General features: G+C 45.7%; 17 protein-coding genes and 1 pseudogene. 1 reads left to right on the top strand and 17 read right to left on the bottom strand.

Annotated elements, in window-relative coordinates; translation table 11 throughout:
* Positions 1 to 115: 115 nt before the first annotated feature.
* From DESMER_RS24235 to DESMER_RS02740, 6 genes and pseudogenes are all read right to left on the bottom strand, one after another.
* The gene (locus tag DESMER_RS24235; RefSeq protein ID WP_242831038.1) at positions 116 to 895 is read right to left on the bottom strand and encodes an ABC transporter ATP-binding protein; all 780 of its coding nucleotides are present in this window, start codon (positions 893 to 895) and stop codon (positions 116 to 118) included.
* Positions 889 to 1,602: an ABC transporter transmembrane domain-containing protein gene (locus DESMER_RS24230; RefSeq protein WP_242831037.1), complete on the bottom strand. Its 714-nt coding sequence runs from the start codon at positions 1,600 to 1,602 to the stop codon at positions 889 to 891. Before DESMER_RS24230 ends, DESMER_RS24235 begins: the two co-directional genes overlap by 7 nt.
* Positions 1,559 to 1,798 carry a hypothetical protein gene (locus DESMER_RS24225; RefSeq protein WP_242831036.1) on the bottom strand — a complete coding sequence of 80 codons (240 nt, stop codon included), beginning with the start codon at positions 1,796 to 1,798 and terminating at the stop codon, positions 1,559 to 1,561. The genes DESMER_RS24230 and DESMER_RS24225 overlap by 44 nt, the downstream gene beginning before the upstream one ends.
* 147 nt (positions 1,799 to 1,945) lie before the next feature.
* Complete coding sequence (locus DESMER_RS02750; RefSeq protein ID WP_014901536.1) at positions 1,946 to 2,308, bottom strand: hypothetical protein; 363 nt, start codon at positions 2,306 to 2,308, stop codon at positions 1,946 to 1,948.
* Position 2,309: 1 nt separating this feature from the next.
* Positions 2,310 to 2,777 (bottom strand): annotated as a pseudogene (locus DESMER_RS02745) (sce7725 family protein); the annotation flags it as partial.
* 208 nt (positions 2,778 to 2,985) lie between these two features.
* Positions 2,986 to 3,219, bottom strand: coding sequence for a helix-turn-helix domain-containing protein (locus DESMER_RS02740; RefSeq protein ID WP_042333305.1), 234 nt, complete (start codon positions 3,217 to 3,219; stop codon positions 2,986 to 2,988).
* A gap of 104 nt (positions 3,220 to 3,323) precedes the next feature.
* On the opposite strand from DESMER_RS02740, the gene DESMER_RS23890 reads away from it, so the two are divergent.
* The gene (locus DESMER_RS23890) at positions 3,324 to 3,494 is read left to right on the top strand and encodes a hypothetical protein (protein WP_169315532.1); all 171 of its coding nucleotides are present in this window, start codon (positions 3,324 to 3,326) and stop codon (positions 3,492 to 3,494) included.
* Positions 3,495 to 4,161: 667 nt separating this feature from the next.
* Here the strand turns inward: DESMER_RS23890 and DESMER_RS02735 are convergent.
* The 11 genes from DESMER_RS02735 to nikB form a co-directional block, all read right to left on the bottom strand.
* Positions 4,162 to 4,608: a hypothetical protein gene (locus tag DESMER_RS02735; protein WP_242831035.1), complete on the bottom strand. Its 447-nt coding sequence runs from the start codon at positions 4,606 to 4,608 to the stop codon at positions 4,162 to 4,164.
* Positions 4,609 to 4,915: 307 nt separating this feature from the next.
* Positions 4,916 to 5,218 carry an ATP-binding cassette domain-containing protein gene (locus DESMER_RS23465; RefSeq protein ID WP_052314830.1) on the bottom strand — a complete coding sequence of 101 codons (303 nt, stop codon included), beginning with the start codon at positions 5,216 to 5,218 and terminating at the stop codon, positions 4,916 to 4,918.
* Positions 5,219 to 5,595: 377 nt separating this feature from the next.
* Positions 5,596 to 5,985 (bottom strand): CGGC domain-containing protein, encoded by a 390-nt coding sequence (locus DESMER_RS02725; RefSeq protein ID WP_014901531.1) that lies wholly within the window; start codon positions 5,983 to 5,985, stop codon positions 5,596 to 5,598.
* A gap of 105 nt (positions 5,986 to 6,090) precedes the next feature.
* On the bottom strand, positions 6,091 to 6,843 hold the full coding sequence (locus DESMER_RS02720; RefSeq protein ID WP_014901530.1) for an FRG domain-containing protein: 753 nt from the start codon (positions 6,841 to 6,843) through the stop codon (positions 6,091 to 6,093).
* A gap of 51 nt (positions 6,844 to 6,894) precedes the next feature.
* Positions 6,895 to 7,632, bottom strand: coding sequence for an elongation factor P 5-aminopentanone reductase (ymfI, locus tag DESMER_RS02715; protein ID WP_014901529.1), 738 nt, complete (start codon positions 7,630 to 7,632; stop codon positions 6,895 to 6,897).
* A gap of 433 nt (positions 7,633 to 8,065) precedes the next feature.
* Positions 8,066 to 9,823: an ABC transporter ATP-binding protein gene (locus DESMER_RS02705; protein ID WP_014901528.1), complete on the bottom strand. Its 1,758-nt coding sequence runs from the start codon at positions 9,821 to 9,823 to the stop codon at positions 8,066 to 8,068.
* Positions 9,816 to 11,558, bottom strand: coding sequence for an ABC transporter ATP-binding protein (locus DESMER_RS02700; protein WP_014901527.1), 1,743 nt, complete (start codon positions 11,556 to 11,558; stop codon positions 9,816 to 9,818). The genes DESMER_RS02705 and DESMER_RS02700 overlap by 8 nt, the downstream gene beginning before the upstream one ends.
* A 149-nt stretch (positions 11,559 to 11,707) precedes the next feature.
* Positions 11,708 to 12,685 carry an ABC transporter ATP-binding protein gene (locus DESMER_RS02695; protein ID WP_014901526.1) on the bottom strand — a complete coding sequence of 326 codons (978 nt, stop codon included), beginning with the start codon at positions 12,683 to 12,685 and terminating at the stop codon, positions 11,708 to 11,710.
* Positions 12,682 to 13,719, bottom strand: coding sequence for an ABC transporter ATP-binding protein (locus DESMER_RS02690; RefSeq protein WP_014901525.1), 1,038 nt, complete (start codon positions 13,717 to 13,719; stop codon positions 12,682 to 12,684). Before DESMER_RS02690 ends, DESMER_RS02695 begins: the two co-directional genes overlap by 4 nt.
* Positions 13,716 to 14,564: a nickel transporter permease gene (gene nikC, locus DESMER_RS02685; RefSeq protein ID WP_014901524.1), complete on the bottom strand. Its 849-nt coding sequence runs from the start codon at positions 14,562 to 14,564 to the stop codon at positions 13,716 to 13,718. The genes DESMER_RS02690 and nikC overlap by 4 nt, the downstream gene beginning before the upstream one ends.
* Positions 14,561 to 15,508, bottom strand: coding sequence for a nickel ABC transporter permease (gene nikB / locus DESMER_RS02680; protein WP_014901523.1), 948 nt, complete (start codon positions 15,506 to 15,508; stop codon positions 14,561 to 14,563). Before nikB ends, nikC begins: the two co-directional genes overlap by 4 nt.
* Between the last annotated feature and the right edge of the window lie 12 nt (positions 15,509 to 15,520).

The following is a 15,520-nucleotide window of genomic DNA, read 5'->3' as shown; positions in this document are numbered from 1 at the left end:
CGCGGCTTTGCTACTTATTCAATGACTTCTCTATTCTTCTTGAATCAGCGTCTTATGAGTTCCTACCTGCATAACCCAGAAGTCATGGGCAACAGCAGCTTTTGCCCCACGTAAACTAGGCCACAATTCCGTCTCTCTGAGAGCCGAGAAGCCTATAATAAGTTCCTCCTTTTTTGGCAAGTTCATCGTGTCTTCCTACTTCGGCCACCTCACCCTTATCCAGAACAATAATCCGGTCTGCTGATAAAATTGTCGACAAACGGTGGGATATTATCAGGGTTGTTTTATCCTTACGCAATTTCAAGAGTATTTCCTGTAATTCCCGTTCATTTTGAGTATCCAGATTGGAAACCGCTTCATCCATCAATAAGATGGGAGCATTTTTCAAGAGCGCCCTGGCAATGGCAATTCTCTGTCTCTGTCCTCCCGATAGTTGGGAACCTCTCTCCCCGAGATTAGTATCGTAGCCCTCAGGAAGTTTTTCAATAAATTCATGGGCCAAGGCTTCTTTAGCCGCTCTTTTTATTTCCTCCTCTGAAGCATCCGGTTTACCGAGTTTGATGTTTTCAGCCACCGACATGTTAAATAAATAAACATCCTGGGGAACATAGGAGATCATCTCTCTGAGGGTTTGCTGCGTAAAATCCCGAATATTATAGCCGCCAATTTCCACCACCCCCCCTGAAGCATCCCAGAATCTCAACAACAGGTTGGCACAGGTGGACTTCCCGACACCTGAATGGCCGACTAATGCAACGGTTTCTCCTTTATTAATCCTAAAGGAGACCTTTTTCGATACTTGGGGAAGATTTTCTCCATACTGAAAATCCACATTCTTAAAATTAATCCAGGCTTCAAGCTTATCAGGCACAAAATCACTATGGTCTACTACCATGTGGGCTTCATTTCCAGGAAACTGAATACTCTGGCGCTGGCTGCTTTAATCAAGCCAAAGTTGCGGGCCATTTTTGCAATTCCCGTCACCGGAGCAAAGACATAAATCGACATAATAACAACCACTGGAAACCACCCGGGTTCCAGTTTTTCCGAACCGATCAGGCTGGCGGAAGTCACCAGCATGCAGAGCATTCCCAGGGAGACAAAGGCATCCACTATGTCTCCTTCAGTCCCCAGTCTCTTGCCATAATCAAGCTGACTTTTGCTTAAGACTTTAGTACTCTGATCCAGCTTCTTTAAATAATCCCCTTCAAAACCAAAAGAAAGAATTTCCCGCAGGCCCTGAATTCCATCTACAATTTCAGCATTTACTCCAGCCAAATAAGTACGGACTAAGCTTCCCTGTTGGTCGGCTTTTTTTCTTAGCCAAAAAGGTGCCGTGCAGACCAGCAGAATCCAGGGTATAAGGATCAGGGGCAGGACCCAATGGACAAATCCCATGGCCAAAAGAACAATGAGGGGTACAATCACTGCCACCAGGAAAGCCCCAAAGGTATGGGCATAAAACCATTCCAGAATTTCCACATCAGCCATCAAAGCTGAAGCCACTTCTCCGGAGCGCCTGTTGATCAGGTGTCCCGGGGCGATTCTTTCCAAGGCTCTATAAAGCAGAACCCGGAAATCCGCCAGTACGCCATAGGCCACATAATGGGCAAACCACATCTCTAAAATAATACATCACTGCTCTGGCAAGGATTAGGGAGGCCAATACCGCCAGCAAGACTAGTATTTTGTCCTGACCCCGACCTAAGACAGCCATACCTGTCAAATATGCTCCTAAGGCAGAAGCAGCTATGGCTGCAATTTGGTTGAGAATCCCGCTCCCCACAGCGAGGCCCATCCGCCCCCAATACTTTTTAATGAAAGAAAATAATTTCCACAGGCCGAAAATGCATTTCTTCTTTATAATCCTGATATCAACAGTTATCATCTTTCTTTTCGCTAAAAATTCAAAACGCCGACAGAATTCCCTGCGGCGTAACTAAATCTATTTAACTTTGAGTCCAACGGGAGCCTCAAACAACTCGGGTTGTTCACTATATCTTTCATGGCAGATGCTTGTAATTAATCTATAAATGCAGTCCGGCACAACATTAAAGATATTCCACTTAAAATAGAGAATGTTCTTCATCAAGTCTGTACTATCTTTGGGGAAAGTCTCCGGCAAATTTGCCTCTGTAGTATAGGCATCCAGCAATTCATCAAATAAATCGGACAAATTGGTATCTGTGCCGATTTGATATGTAGGGGCATTCCTTTGTCCGCAAAAGCTGCAATTGCCGCTAACATTGTAACCCTGAATAATCCCTTTGATTTCAGGGTCCCTAAAGCAGTTGGTACAGCAATACATATTAACCAACCTCGCTCAAGTATTTTCCCATTAACTCTAAGTGATGCATCAAGGACAGCTTTTTCACGCTTCCAGGTCCTGGATATGTTTGATTATCATAGTGATCCAACAATGTTTTTAGCCCCAATGTCAATTCAACCGGCTTAGGTTTTGTCTTATACCATGTCGCCAATTTGGAAACCGCTTCATAGAATTTTTTGGCGGGGTTGGCTATATCCTCATTTGAATCAGAAACAAAGTGCCTTACTCTCTGTTCTCCATTTTTTGCAAAGTACACGATATGGATAGCAACTGCATACGGGGCAAAGCCGCCTTCAAGATATTCGTCTCCAATGACCGAATAGTCCGCAAACCCTGGATTACCATCATCTTTAAAATACAAATGACTATCAGAAAAGAATTCATCAGGTTCTTTGAGATAATCGACATTCCGGCTTTGTTTCTCAAATTTATCATTGAAGAGAATCCTATTCCGTTTTACTCTGCGCTACTACAAGAATAGTCGAACTATCGTTGAGCACAATCGGGTCATAACGCCACAAGACACGGCACGTTCTTTACCGATTTGTTGGAAAAACTCCATAAAGGTATCCTCAATAGTTAGTTAGCTTATCACGCAGGTTTTGCTCTATAGTGCGGTCATAAGGTGACAGCGTAAATTGAAAATAGTATTCGTTTCACCTCGTAAAAAAATCGTCGTAAGTTATCTCTAATACTGCCTTTATCCCTTGTAACTCATTAGAAGAAATATGCCTGATACCAGCCTCAATTTTCGCCAGTGTTCCCCGCGAAATATCGCAGCCATGTATCTGCAATTTGGCCGAAAGCTCCGCTTGGGTCAGGCCCCTGGTGCCTCTCCATTTACGAATGTTATCGCCGATACTTTTATTCGCTTTGATATTTTGTCCCATAACATTATTTCCTTTCTTAGTTCTGATATCGGAGCACATTTACCTTGATTATAGGGGGCAATCATGCTATAATTGCTCCGATAACGGAGCAAGAGGTGGTAACTATGGCTGATTATAAAAAAATGTATTACGCACTTTTTAACGCAGTCACAACTGCGATCAATGACCTGCAGGATGCGCAACGTGACGGAGAATGTGAGTATATTGAGATGCAGGATGTTTCTTTAACTATTTTACCCACTTCTACTGATGAAAAGCCGAAAACCACCGGATAAACGGTGGCTTCTTGTCAAGAGATATGTTATTGCGAACCCGTATTCTCTTTTTAGCTCTTATGCGAAAAACAAAACATAATCAACCGATCTCAAGACAACTCAAGACAACCAGGATTGATGACATACTGGCAAAGAAAATCATTAAGCGACGGGGTTTAATATAAACCTCGTCGCCAACCAAAAAAGAGTGAATAAAATGATTATGGCATGCCCTATTGTTCTCACCCCTACACAGACAAGTTATGTCGTATCTGTCCCTGATTTAAATATTAACACTCAAGGAACAGATATCGCAGAGGCTATCTATATTGGGCTTTGGAACCCTCTAGGATTGAGCCGGAGCGAATCCAACGAATTGGTGACATGGGTAAGATATCGATTTCGATAAATACCGCAAGGCAAATGATATGACAACCATGCGCATCAACGTTTTCGTGCCGAAATACCTCAAGGTCTAGGCGATGACTCTCAGGAATTGCAGAAACGTTTAAAAGAAATGCTTATTCACTTTGGAATCCTGTCCTAAAAGAATTATAGCCTTGAACCAAAGTATTACAAAGCTTTCTTCGATGAGAAAATAGGTGAGCCAGGTTTGATCTCTGAAAGTCCAATGAGATCAACTTCTTTTAATAAGATCGTTATTTTCATAATTCTGCTCCTTACCTATTTATTCAGGGTTTTTACAGTTCACCTGCCAATACATAGCCACAATAGTGGTCTTGGTGATCTCATGGACGATCCCGTCGACGGCAATACTTTCGAGATACTTTCTGATTCTTTCCCTGTCACTGTCCGAAAGCTCATGGGTAGAAGAAATGCGGAGGGTATATTCTTTGATTGCCTCTTCCAGGGGTTGGTCTTCTTGCCAGATCTGCTCCTCATATTCGAACTTCGGGCAGCCTCCGCTGTGCCACACCAAATCAAATGCGTAAACTATCGTTTCATCAAGGGCTTTTGTGTCTTGTTCAGCATTTAGTTTATTGAGTTCGTCCAGAACCGAGTTCGAACGTCGCGTGGGTTTTACCATGATCACCCAGCCGCGACTCGATTCTCTGAGCTTCAGAAATGTGTCTGCGGAAACAACCGCAGGGGTCATGTAGAATACTAAAGGCATTTAAGCACCCAAGACATCAGGTGCATCATTTTGGCTATAGTATAACAAAATTTTTCATAAATAAGGACCATGGAAGTCTTAGCCTGACATTATGCCGGGTCATGCTTCCTGGTCTTTTTGAAGAGTATTTGATGTCTGATGTCCCTTTTATGATCTCTGCAACCAAAAGTTATTAGAATGCAAGACAAAGCTGCCCCTGCTTGAGTATATCTCCCTCGAGAGAAGAGTGGCCTGCAACCGGGCGGTATTACAACCCTTCTTGCAGGCTGAGGGATTAATATAAGCTTTAGGTTTAAAGGCAAGACGGTTAGGGCTTGCGATATATCCATTCCAACTCGCCAATATTTCTGGAAGCTAAGTCTTCTATGCCTAATTGCCTAAGGATTTTCAGCACAGAATTCACTTCGGCATCCTTAACCTTCAGGGACAGAGAATGAACTTTCCCCAGTAGAACCACCTCAAAAACACTCAACACCGGCTTACCGCACCCTTCTTGGGAGAGGTAGCTGATCTGATTAGCTATGTCCTGTGCTTTCAGGGTTTTTAGATTTTTTCCATCCAGAAGAATATCCCCTTGCCCTTGAAAAATGCCGCTGATACATTTGAGCAAACACCCATAGCGATATTGGTAGCAAAAAGTAGAAGAAGAAATGAAAAGTATGCCGAACTCTGACTAGGAAATTCAACATACGGAATCTACTGAAATCAGATTTGAAATATCCCTGGGGAAATAAAAACAAAAAAACCAAAAAAAGTGCTGTAAACAGCTGCTTTTTTTGGTCCATCCCAAAATTAATCTATAGCTTGGGAACCTGCCCTTTGTTTCGGGGTTTTCCTTACAAGTAGGTATATCCTATAGTTTCTTACTTAGTCAATAGATTTGGAGATATTATCTTTTTTAATCTGCAGCCAAATTCCCAGTTACGATCGTTCATTAGCTTTTCCGCCCGAATCATAAACATAGGCGATATACTATATCAAATTTTACTACATCATACCAGAGGCTAATGGCTTAGAACTACAGGAAAGCGCTACTGTTTCATACTTACCCTGTACAATTTCAATATTTGGAAACCTACCTTCAATTAGAACTTGATAGTTGTATCTGAAAGCGCAATATAAACTCATGCAATTAGTGAAATGAATCTTGTTTACTTTAAACTTTGAAAGATATTGAATTTGATTAATTATCCTTTGAGAATCAATTTCGGCAGGACATCCCGGACAATTGATCATTCCTATCAACTCAAGGTTTTCCGAGCTATCGTATGTCGTATATGATCCTTGTCTATTTCTAAGTTCATCTAGGCAATCAGAACTGGAGCATCCCATTTTATTGGTTACTTTTGGGCAACTAAAAATTGCAACCCTAATCATTAATTTACACTTCCTTACCCTTTTATCCTATAGGTAAAAAGACTTAGAAAAACATGACTAAAAAAGTCAAACCTCCATAGTCTTCGCAAATACTTCATTGCCTTGTTAATCAGTGTTCTTTTGCTTTCGGAGATCTGTATGAAATTTCAGTTCATGCAGGTTCATTTTGTGAATAGCTTTTAAAATGCTGGTTCTTTGATTGTTAGGCAGCGTCAACTTTACTAAAACTATTTTGGCTTTGCTGCCGCCAAAATTTCCCCTTACCCACTGCTCAAGGTCTACCCCTATCGGAGACTTTGTAAACAAACTGCTCCGGTTAGCCAACCTGGAGTTATTTTCCCTCAAAGGTTTTAGGTATTTAACGCATAAATCATCTTCATTGGCGTTAGGATTCTTCATCTTTAACTCTTTGTTTTTAATAATGACTGCTCTTTGAGCAAAGGAATAGATAGCCCTTCGATCTTGTCCATCACCCTTCTCACGAAAAGCAAAATAGGCAGCGATAAAGGGCGAGGTTGTCCATTCTAAAAGAGGTGTGACAAGGCTGTAATGCAGACCTGAGGCCCACCAGTCATCATCCGCTTGGGTTTTTTCCGCATTCAATTCCCGCCTGCCCTTGATCCCATACCTGAAGCTTTTAAGCTGCCTTAAGCTATCCATTTTATCGTACTTTTTCAGCAATCTATCCAAAGTTGATTCCAGCAACCATTCAGGAGATCTCTGGCCCCGCCAGATATAGTTAGCTGTGTTCAATAGTCTCCCTGTTACCAAATCAGCATACTCTTCCCAAGAGGAAAGATCAGCTGTAATAACCCCTTCACTGAGATTACCGGTTATGTAATCACGTGTTAATATCACTGTTTTTCCTCCTCGGATTTAGGACCCTTCATATTTAAAAACAGGCTCAATCTAAATAACAAAACCACCGTTTGGACTAATGATTTGACCGGTAATAAAATCCGCTTGATGAGATGCTAAGAAAATAGTACACATAGCGATATCCCAGGGACTTCCTAATCTCATTAAGGGAGTATTTTCGCTAAACATATTTATCTGTTCCTGGTTATATGAAGAAAGCATATCTGTTTGAATGATACCCGGAGCAATACAATTGACCTGAATATTCGAAGGCCCCAGTTCTTTAGCCAATGCCTTTGTTAACCCAATGACACCTGCTTTGGCTGTAGAATAATGGACTTCACAAGAAGCTCCAACCATTCCCCATATGGAAGAGATATTAATAATTTTCCCTTTCTTTTGAGAGATCATATATCTTAAAACTTCTTGCGAACAGAGAAAAACACTTTTCAAATCAATCGTTATCATTTGATCCCAGTCTTCATCTGTTATATCAACGAATAATTTTTCCTGACTTATACCGGCATTATTGACAAGGACATCTATCCTTCCGAATTCATTGACACAAAAGTTTATCATTGCTTCAACTTCATTTCTTTTTGAGACATCTGCCTTAAATAGCTTAACAGAGCATTCTTTTTTCTTGAAGCTGTCATATAAAGCAACCGCCTCCTGCTCTGACTTGTTGAAGTTGATCAGCACCTGATATCCTTGTTGGGCGAACGCTTCCGCAGTAGCCTTGCCAATTCCTCTGGAAGCACCCGTGATCAGAACCGTATTTGCTTTCATCTTGTTTCCAACCTCACTTCTTCGGACATACCATCGAATCACAGCCCGCTACCCATTTCTTTTTACAAAGAATTGCCTGAGGATTTTCAGCACAGAATTCACTTCACCATCCTTAACCTTTCGAATCTTGCTTTCAAAAAGGTGCCACCAACACCCATAGCGATATTGGTAGCAAAAAGTAGAAGGAGAAGTGCCAAAAAGTATGCCGAACTCTGCCTAGGAAATTCAACATACGAAATCTGCTGAAAACGGCTCTGAAATCTCTCGGAAAGAAAACAAAAAACCCAAAAAAGCGCTTGAAACAGCTGCTTTTTTGGGTCCATCCCAAAATTAATCTATAGCTAGGAAACCTGCCCTTTGTTTCAGGGCTTTCCTTACAAGTAGGTATATCATATAGTTTCAATCTTAGTCAATAGGCTTTTGGATATTATCTTCATTTCCCAAATTGAGCAGCCACAAGATTTTTATAGAAGCCCTCTTCTTTGATTAAAGCCGCATGAGTTCCCACCTGCATTACCCGGCCTTTATTAATAACCACGAGTTTGTCCGCTGCCATAATGGTGGACAAGCGGTGGGCCACCACCAACGTCGTCCGGTTTTTCGACTGTTCCTTCAGGGCTTTTTGAATATACTGTTCGTTTTCCGTATCCAAGCTGGAAACAGCTTCGTCCAGAATCAAGATGGGTGAGTTCTTCAGAATTGCCCGAGAGATGGCTATGCGCTGCCGCTGTCCGCCGGAAAGCTGAAAGCCCCGCTCGCCGGTTACCGTATCATAGCCCTGTGGCAGCCCCATGATAAAGTCATGGGCATAAGCTGCTTTGGCCGCTTCTTTCACTTGATCATCACTGGCGCCCGGCATCCCCAGCCGGATATTCTCCCGGATCGAGACATTGAACAAATAGACGTCCTGCAAAACTGCGGAAGTAAGATCACGGAGATTATCCAAGGACATTTCCCGGATATCTCGACCGCCGATTTTTATTGCTCCATCAAGCACATCCCAATAGCGCAGCAACAAATTGACACAGGTGGTTTTTCCCGCTCCCGAGGGACCCACCAAGACAACGGTTTCGCCTTGCTCTACTTCAAAGCTTACGCTGTGCAGTACTTCCTCTAAATCCTCACGATAACGGAAGGAGACGTTTTCAAAGCTGACATTATAGGGAAGCTTATCAATATCAATGGCTTGACCATGGTCTTGGACGCCGGGTTCAGTATTCAGCACCCTTTGGATACGATTAGCGGCGGCAAACACCAAACCTAGATTACGGGCCGCACCGCACACTTCGATAATGGGGCTGAACAGCAAGGCAGACAAGATGAGCACCATGGGATAAATCGTAAATTCTATAGTCCCCTGGGCCACAAAGCTGGCGGTCACTCCCATGACTATGACGGTAAACACGCCGATAAAGATCTGCATCAACATGCTTTCTGTACCTAGGCGCTTGCCATACTGTAATTGAGCATCATAGAGCCTTTGCATATAGGCTTTGTTTTTTAATTTGTAGCGTTCCAAATAATTCAGAGACAAAAGTTCTCTCAAACCCTGAACCCCTTCAATCGTCACCGCATTAGCTTCCGCCAACCTTTCCCGCACCTCCGAGCCCTGATTATCCGCGCGTTTTTGCAGTATAAACGGGGTCCAGCTGGTCAAGACAGCGAATAGGAGCATCAATACAGCTAAGATGATGTGGATCTGGGCCAGAAAAAAGAGGATCAGCACTGTGACACCCGAGGCCACTAGGAAGGTGCCAAAGGTATGGGCCAGGAACCACTCCAGTAACTCCACATCACTCATTAGGGTTGAGCCAATTTGGCCGGAGTGTTTATTTAATTGAAAAGAGGGTGATATTTTATCGATTTTTGCGTAGAGTTTAATTCGGAAATCCTTTAAGACACGGTAGGCCACATCATGGCCAAACCACATTTCTCCGTAAAACATCAGGGCCCGCAAAAGGATGCACAGGCATAAATATGCAAAAAGTGTTCCGAACTCTGCTTTCAACTGCCCCATCATGGCCACGCCCACCATGTAGGAGGCAAGGGCTGCGGCACCAATGGTGGAAATATGTTTAAGAAAGGCGGTGAGGATGGTGAGGACCATCTCTAAGGAGTAAGGCTTCATAGAGACTATAAGCAAAAAGGTGTTTTTTACACGGTCCCCTTGACTCTGTATTGAATTATTCATGGCCATCCCCTCTTCTCTGCGCATCTACCAAATCAGCATAGACACCCTTCAATTGCAGTAATTCGTGGTGGGTTCCTGTTTCTGCCAGATTGCTTTCATCCAGAACATAAATCTTATCGGCATGTTGAATGGTGGAGAGCCGGTGGGCAATGATGATGGTCGTACGGTTCCGAGTGAGGGATTCCAGGGTTTTTTGGATCAAGGCTTCGCTTTTGGCATCCACGTTAGAAGTAGCTTCATCCAGAATCAGCAGCGGGGCATCTTTCAGAATAGCACGGGCAATGGCCAGACGCTGCTTCTCCCCTCCGGAGAGAGTTGCACCCCGCTCTCCGATGATAGTCTGATACCCATCGGACAGAGCCATGATAAAGTCATGGGCCCCGGCAGATTTTGCGGCAGCCATCACTGTGTTGTCATCGGCGTCGGGCCGGGCCATGCGTAAATTTTCAGCAATAGTACCCTGAAAAAGATAGGTATCCTGAAAGACCACGGCAATTTTGCTTTGCAAATACTCGATGGAGTAGTCTTTAATATCCACACCGTTGATCAGAATTTTCCCTTGGGAGGGGTCATAAAAGCGGAGCAAAAGGTTGACGATGGTCGATTTGCCCGAACCGGATCTTCCGACGAGTGCTACGGTCTCACCGGCTTTGATGTCCAGGGTCACATTGTTGATGGCAGGTTTTCCTCCCCCATGATAGGCAAAGATCACCTCGCTGAAGTGTACAGAAGGAAGCCCTAGATCCAAAGAAGTTCGATCGGGTTCTTCCTTTTCAATAATCTCCAAGTTTTTATCGACAATCTCAAAAAGTTCCTTGGCCACGGATAAGCCCAAAAAACTGTTATGCCAATAATTATTCAGATCCGCCATGGGCCGGGCGCATTCCACGGCAAGAAACAAGAAAGCGGAGACCGCTATGATTGGAATAATTCCTATATCCGTTCGGAAAGCGGCAATGGCTACGGTGATACTAGCTGCTATAGAAGTCAGAATCATCATCAGACCGGAATCGATGAGGGAAAAGGTCGTATTGCGAATGGCCTGCCGGTAAAAGGCCAAGGCATTGTCTGCCAGCTCCACCCCTTTGACTCGGCTGGCTTTGAAGGCTTGCAAGGTGGTCATCCCCTGCATGGCATCCACATACTGGGCGTTGAGCATAGCGTAAGAACTCCAATAAGTAACAATGCTTCGGCTAACCAGAGGTACGGTCAAGTAGGGGACAATCACACACAGCAGCATAGCAACGATTATGATGGCTCCCGTCACCCAATCCAGCAGCGTCAGATAAATTCCGATAGCTAGACCGGTTATGGAAATGGTGATAATCTGAGGAACATAATAGACCAGAAAAGGCTCCAGAGATTCAATACCGTCTAAAACCAGGGACTGAACCCGTCCGCTTCTCTTATTGTTAAGATAGCTGGGTCCCAGGCGCAGGATCTTGTCAAAAATCGTCAGGCGAATTTTGTTTTTTACCTTGGCCGCCATAACTTTACTGTAGCTCTCCATCACCCTGGTCAAGTATCCCCTCAAAAAAACGGCCATCAGGGCAATGACCAGATACCTGGAGATGTCGGCGACACTTCCTCCGACGAATACCACAGAAACAGCTTTGGCCATGACCAGGGCTTGTCCGATATAGGTTGCGCTGATTGCCACACCGATCAGAACTTTTAACGCGACTTCACTTCTAATAGCTGCCACATAACGCAGCAATCGTCCATAGGCTCCCATACATTCCTACCTTTCTTCTCACCATTATGGGTATTTACCTTTAGGCGGCTCTCCTTACTGATGACGGTACAGTTCCATTTAACTTTCTGCCCCTTAATGTTCTCATCAAGGTAATTCCTTTTCTTACTGCCTGTACTCAGCCACAAGTGTTAGGAAACCCCATGACAAGCAACCCAGTGTTTGGGAGATATCTCCCTGACCGCCGGTTCCTCTTGCCGGCACTTATCCATAGCCTGGGGGCAACGGGGGTGAAAGGAGCAGCCGGAGGGCGGATTTATCAGATTAGGTGGCTCTCCTTGAAGTAGGAGCGGCACAACACTCTTTTGGGCAGGATCGGGGAGAGGAACAGCAGCAAACAGAGCCTGAGTATAAGGGTGTCTGGCCTCTTCGACCAGAGTACCTGACTCCAGGATCTCCACAATTTTGCCCAAATACATTACCGCTACCCTATCACTGATATAGTTAATAACCGCCAGATCGTGGGATATAAACAGCAGGGAAAGCCCTAACTTTTCTTTCAAGGACTGGATAAGCTGCAGAATCTGGGCCTGAATAGAAACATCCAGACTGGCCACACACTCGTCACATACTAAAAGCCGGGGCCCTAGGGCCAAGGCTCTGGCAATGGCGATCCTCTGGCGCTGCCCCCCGCTGAATTCAAGGGGATAGCGAAAGCGAGCACTCGGCTCCAGTCCCACCATTTCCAGTAATTCCTCTACCCTGCCAACCATCTCTCTGGCTCCCAGCCCCTCATAATTTCTCAGGGGATCCCGGATAATCTCCTCTACGGATAAACGGGGATTAAGAGAGGCGAAGGCATCTTGGAAAATCATCTGCACATTCCGCCGCCATTGGCGCAGCTTCTCTCCCTGCCAGGCTGTGACGTCTGTCCCCTCATAAAGGATCTGCCCCTGATCAGATTTTTCCAAGCGCACCAGCAGACGGCCCAAGGTACTTTTTCCACAGCCGCTTTCCCCCACCAAGCCCAGAGTTTCCCCCTGCTTCAGGTCAAAGGAAACCCCGTCCAGGGCTCGGAGTTTTTTCCGCCTCTGCTTAAACCCGCCGCCTTCTTCCTCATAATATTTAGCTAAATTTAAGACCTCCAGCAAAGGCAGGGCTTGCTTCACGAAGACACCACCTTCCTGCTTAGGCTTTGGGCTGTATGTTGCTTGGCTGTCCAGGTCAAGGGGAAATGGCAGGCCCTTTGATGCCCCGGATCATCACCTGTCTGCTGCAAGGTTGGGCGGCTCCGGCGACAAATCTCCAGGGCTGCGCCGCAGCGGGGAGCAAAGGGACAGCCCTGGGGAATCCGGCCGGCTTCAGGAGGCTGGCCTTTAATGATACTGAGGGTTTGACCCCTGCTTTTATATAAATGGGGAATTGCGTAGAGCAGGCCCTGGGTATATGGGTGAGCTGTCTGGGTAAAAAGCGCTTCCACTGTGCCGGTCTCTACAATAGTCCCTCCGTACATGACGGCTACCTCATCGCAAAGCTGAGCAATTACCCCCAGATTATGGGATACGAGCAGAATTGCCGTTTTGAACTGATCCTGCAGTTTTTTCATTTCGGCCAGAATTTGAGCCTGTACGGTGACATCCAGGGCTGTGGTGGGCTCGTCAGCCAGCAAAACATCCGGTTGTAAAGACAGAGCTAAAGCGATCATCACCCGCTGCCGCATCCCTCCGCTTAATTGAAAGGGATAGCATCTCATTAACCGCTCCGGACCTGACAGTCCTAAAGTGCTTAACATACTTTCCGCCATCATTTTGGCCTTTGGCCGCTCCAGGCTCAAGTGGGTTTGCAAGGTCTCTATAAACTGGCTGCCAACCCTTCGCACCGGGTTAAGGGCCGAATTGGGATCTTGAAAAATCATCCCAATTCTTTTCCCCCGAATTCGGCGCATCTCTCCCTTAGAAAGTTCCAAGAGATTCTCATTATCTAACAAGATTTCCCCGCCTGTAATTCTCCCTCCCGAGGGTAACAGGCGCAGAACGGAAAGGGCGGTCATGCTCTTGCCGCAGCCGCTCTCTCCCACCAGCCCTAAAACTTTGCCCCGCAACAACTCCAGATTCAGCCCTTCAATTACAGGCAGACTCCTCTTTCCCCTTTCAAAGGCCACCTGGAGGTCACTTATTTTAAGAATAGTCTCTGTCCTCTTCATCCAGTCACCTGCTTCTCCTGCTTTTGTACTTCTCGCGGATCAAAAAGATCTCTCAATCCGTCTCCCAATAAGTTAAAGGCCAAGACGGTGATTAAAATAGCCAGACCGGGGAAAATCATGGTCGCGGGGGCCGTATACATATAGGGACGACCGTCATTAAGCATAGCTCCCCATTCCGGGTCAGGCGGCTGAGCACCCAGCCCTAAATAAGACATGCCGGAAATAGCCAGAATGGTTGAGCCCATATCCAAGGTTGCCAAGACGATAACCGGAGACAATACATTCGGCAAAATATGCCGCAGAACCAGGGATAAATGGGTGCCTCCTCCCGCGCGGGCAGCCTGAACGTACTCTTTTTCTTTCATTGAAGCTACCAGGGCCCGGATAATCCGAGCATAACCAACCCACTGGACAGCAGCTAGGGCAATCATGACATTGGTGATGCTGGGGCCCAGCATCCCGGCAATGACTAAGGCCAGAATCAAACCCGGGAAGGCCAACAGAACATCAATAATACTGATAATCAGATCATCCAGTTTGCCTCCTACATACCCTGCCAGAGTACCAACCAACGTTCCTACGGATAAAGTCAGGCCTAAGACCAGAAAGGCTATGCTTAGTGAGCTCCCCGCCCCAAACAAGATCCGTGACAGAATACACCTGCCTAGATGATCCGTTCCCAAAGGATAACTGGCTGAAGGCCCTTCCAGCCTGTGGGCTGTATTAAACTGCAGAGGATCGTGAGGAGCCAGCCAAGGGGCCATTATGGCTACTGCCAGAATAACTACAATTAAGATTAATCCCAGCAAGGCGAGGGGATCACGCAGTAAGTTTTTCAGTTTCATTGATCCTCCCCCTTCTTCGCCACACGCATCCGGGGATCAATAAAGGCATAAGAAATATCCACCAGGAGATTTAGGATGACGAAAATAAAGGCCATCAAGAGAACATAGCTCTGCACAACAGCATAATCTCGGCCAAAAATAGAATCCACCAGAAAGTGACCCATCCCCGGCCAGGCAAAAATTGTCTCGACGATGACTGTTCCGCCCAGCAAATGACCCAAACTCATTCCAAAAGCGGTAACCAGCGGCAGGAGGGCATTTTTAAAGGCGTGTCCCAACAAAACCGCGTTTTCTGTGAGCCCGCGAGCCCGGGCTGCCTGAATAAAGTCCAGCCCTAAAATTTCCAGCATGCTGGCCCGCAGCAAACGCGCATACGTAGCGGACATTCCCAGCCCCAGAGTCAAGGCCGGCAAAACCAGATGGGCTGGGCTGCCTCTCCCCATGACCGGCAACAGTTGATATTTCACTGCCAAAAAATAAATTAAAATCAGCCCTAGCCAGAAGGAAGGCACTGAGGCGCCCACCAAAGCAAAAAAGCGGCCTATGTGATCTACCAAGGTGTTTTTATAAACCGCCGACAATAAGCCAAGAGGTAAGGAAACCAGGAGTACCACCATAGTCCCGGCGACAGTCAGTTCCACTGTGGCAGGTAACCGCTGCCCCAATTCCTCCAGGACCGGTCGGCCGGTTTCAAAAGAAACTCCCAGATCCCCCCCCAGAACCTTGCTGATCCAGTGGCCGTATTGAACGGGCAGCGGATTGTTTAAACCCAATTTCTCCCGTAAGGCTTCCACTGCCTCCGGTGTGGCATTAATTCCTTCCATTCGCAAAAGGATTTCCGCCGGATCTCCCGGGGTGAGATGCACCATCCCGAAGGTTAGCAACGACACCCCGAACATCACAAAGAACAGAAAGACTACTCTCTTACAAACATATTTAAACACGCTTATCTTACC

The organism is Desulfosporosinus meridiei DSM 13257 (assembly GCF_000231385.2).
Classification (GTDB): Bacteria; Bacillota; Desulfitobacteriia; order Desulfitobacteriales; family Desulfitobacteriaceae; genus Desulfosporosinus; species Desulfosporosinus meridiei.
The sequence above is the reverse complement of the archived record's forward strand: the minus strand, read 5'-3'. Positions and strand labels throughout refer to the sequence as shown.

Excerpts from the sequence above, each read along its gene's own strand:
- DESMER_RS24235 (WP_242831038.1), bottom strand. The coding sequence starts at position 895 with ATGGTAGTAGACCATAGTGATTTTGTGCCTGATAAGCTTGAAGCCTGG.
- DESMER_RS24225 (WP_242831036.1), bottom strand. The coding sequence starts at position 1,798 with ATGGGCCTCGCTGTGGGGAGCGGGATTCTCAACCAAATTGCAGCCATA.
- DESMER_RS02750 (WP_014901536.1), bottom strand. The coding sequence starts at position 2,308 with ATGTATTGCTGTACCAACTGCTTTAGGGACCCTGAAATCAAAGGGATT.
- DESMER_RS02740 (WP_042333305.1), bottom strand. The coding sequence starts at position 3,219 with ATGGGACAAAATATCAAAGCGAATAAAAGTATCGGCGATAACATTCGT.
- DESMER_RS23890 (WP_169315532.1), top strand. The coding sequence starts at position 3,324 with ATGGCTGATTATAAAAAAATGTATTACGCACTTTTTAACGCAGTCACA.
- DESMER_RS02735 (WP_242831035.1), bottom strand. The coding sequence starts at position 4,608 with ATGCCTTTAGTATTCTACATGACCCCTGCGGTTGTTTCCGCAGACACA.
- DESMER_RS02725 (WP_014901531.1), bottom strand. The coding sequence starts at position 5,985 with ATGATTAGGGTTGCAATTTTTAGTTGCCCAAAAGTAACCAATAAAATG.
- ymfI (WP_014901529.1), bottom strand. The coding sequence starts at position 7,632 with ATGAAAGCAAATACGGTTCTGATCACGGGTGCTTCCAGAGGAATTGGC.
- DESMER_RS02705 (WP_014901528.1), bottom strand. The coding sequence starts at position 9,823 with ATGAATAATTCAATACAGAGTCAAGGGGACCGTGTAAAAAACACCTTT.
- DESMER_RS02700 (WP_014901527.1), bottom strand. The coding sequence starts at position 11,558 with ATGGGAGCCTATGGACGATTGCTGCGTTATGTGGCAGCTATTAGAAGT.
- DESMER_RS02690 (WP_014901525.1), bottom strand. The coding sequence starts at position 13,719 with ATGAAGAGGACAGAGACTATTCTTAAAATAAGTGACCTCCAGGTGGCC.
- nikC (WP_014901524.1), bottom strand. The coding sequence starts at position 14,564 with ATGAAACTGAAAAACTTACTGCGTGATCCCCTCGCCTTGCTGGGATTA.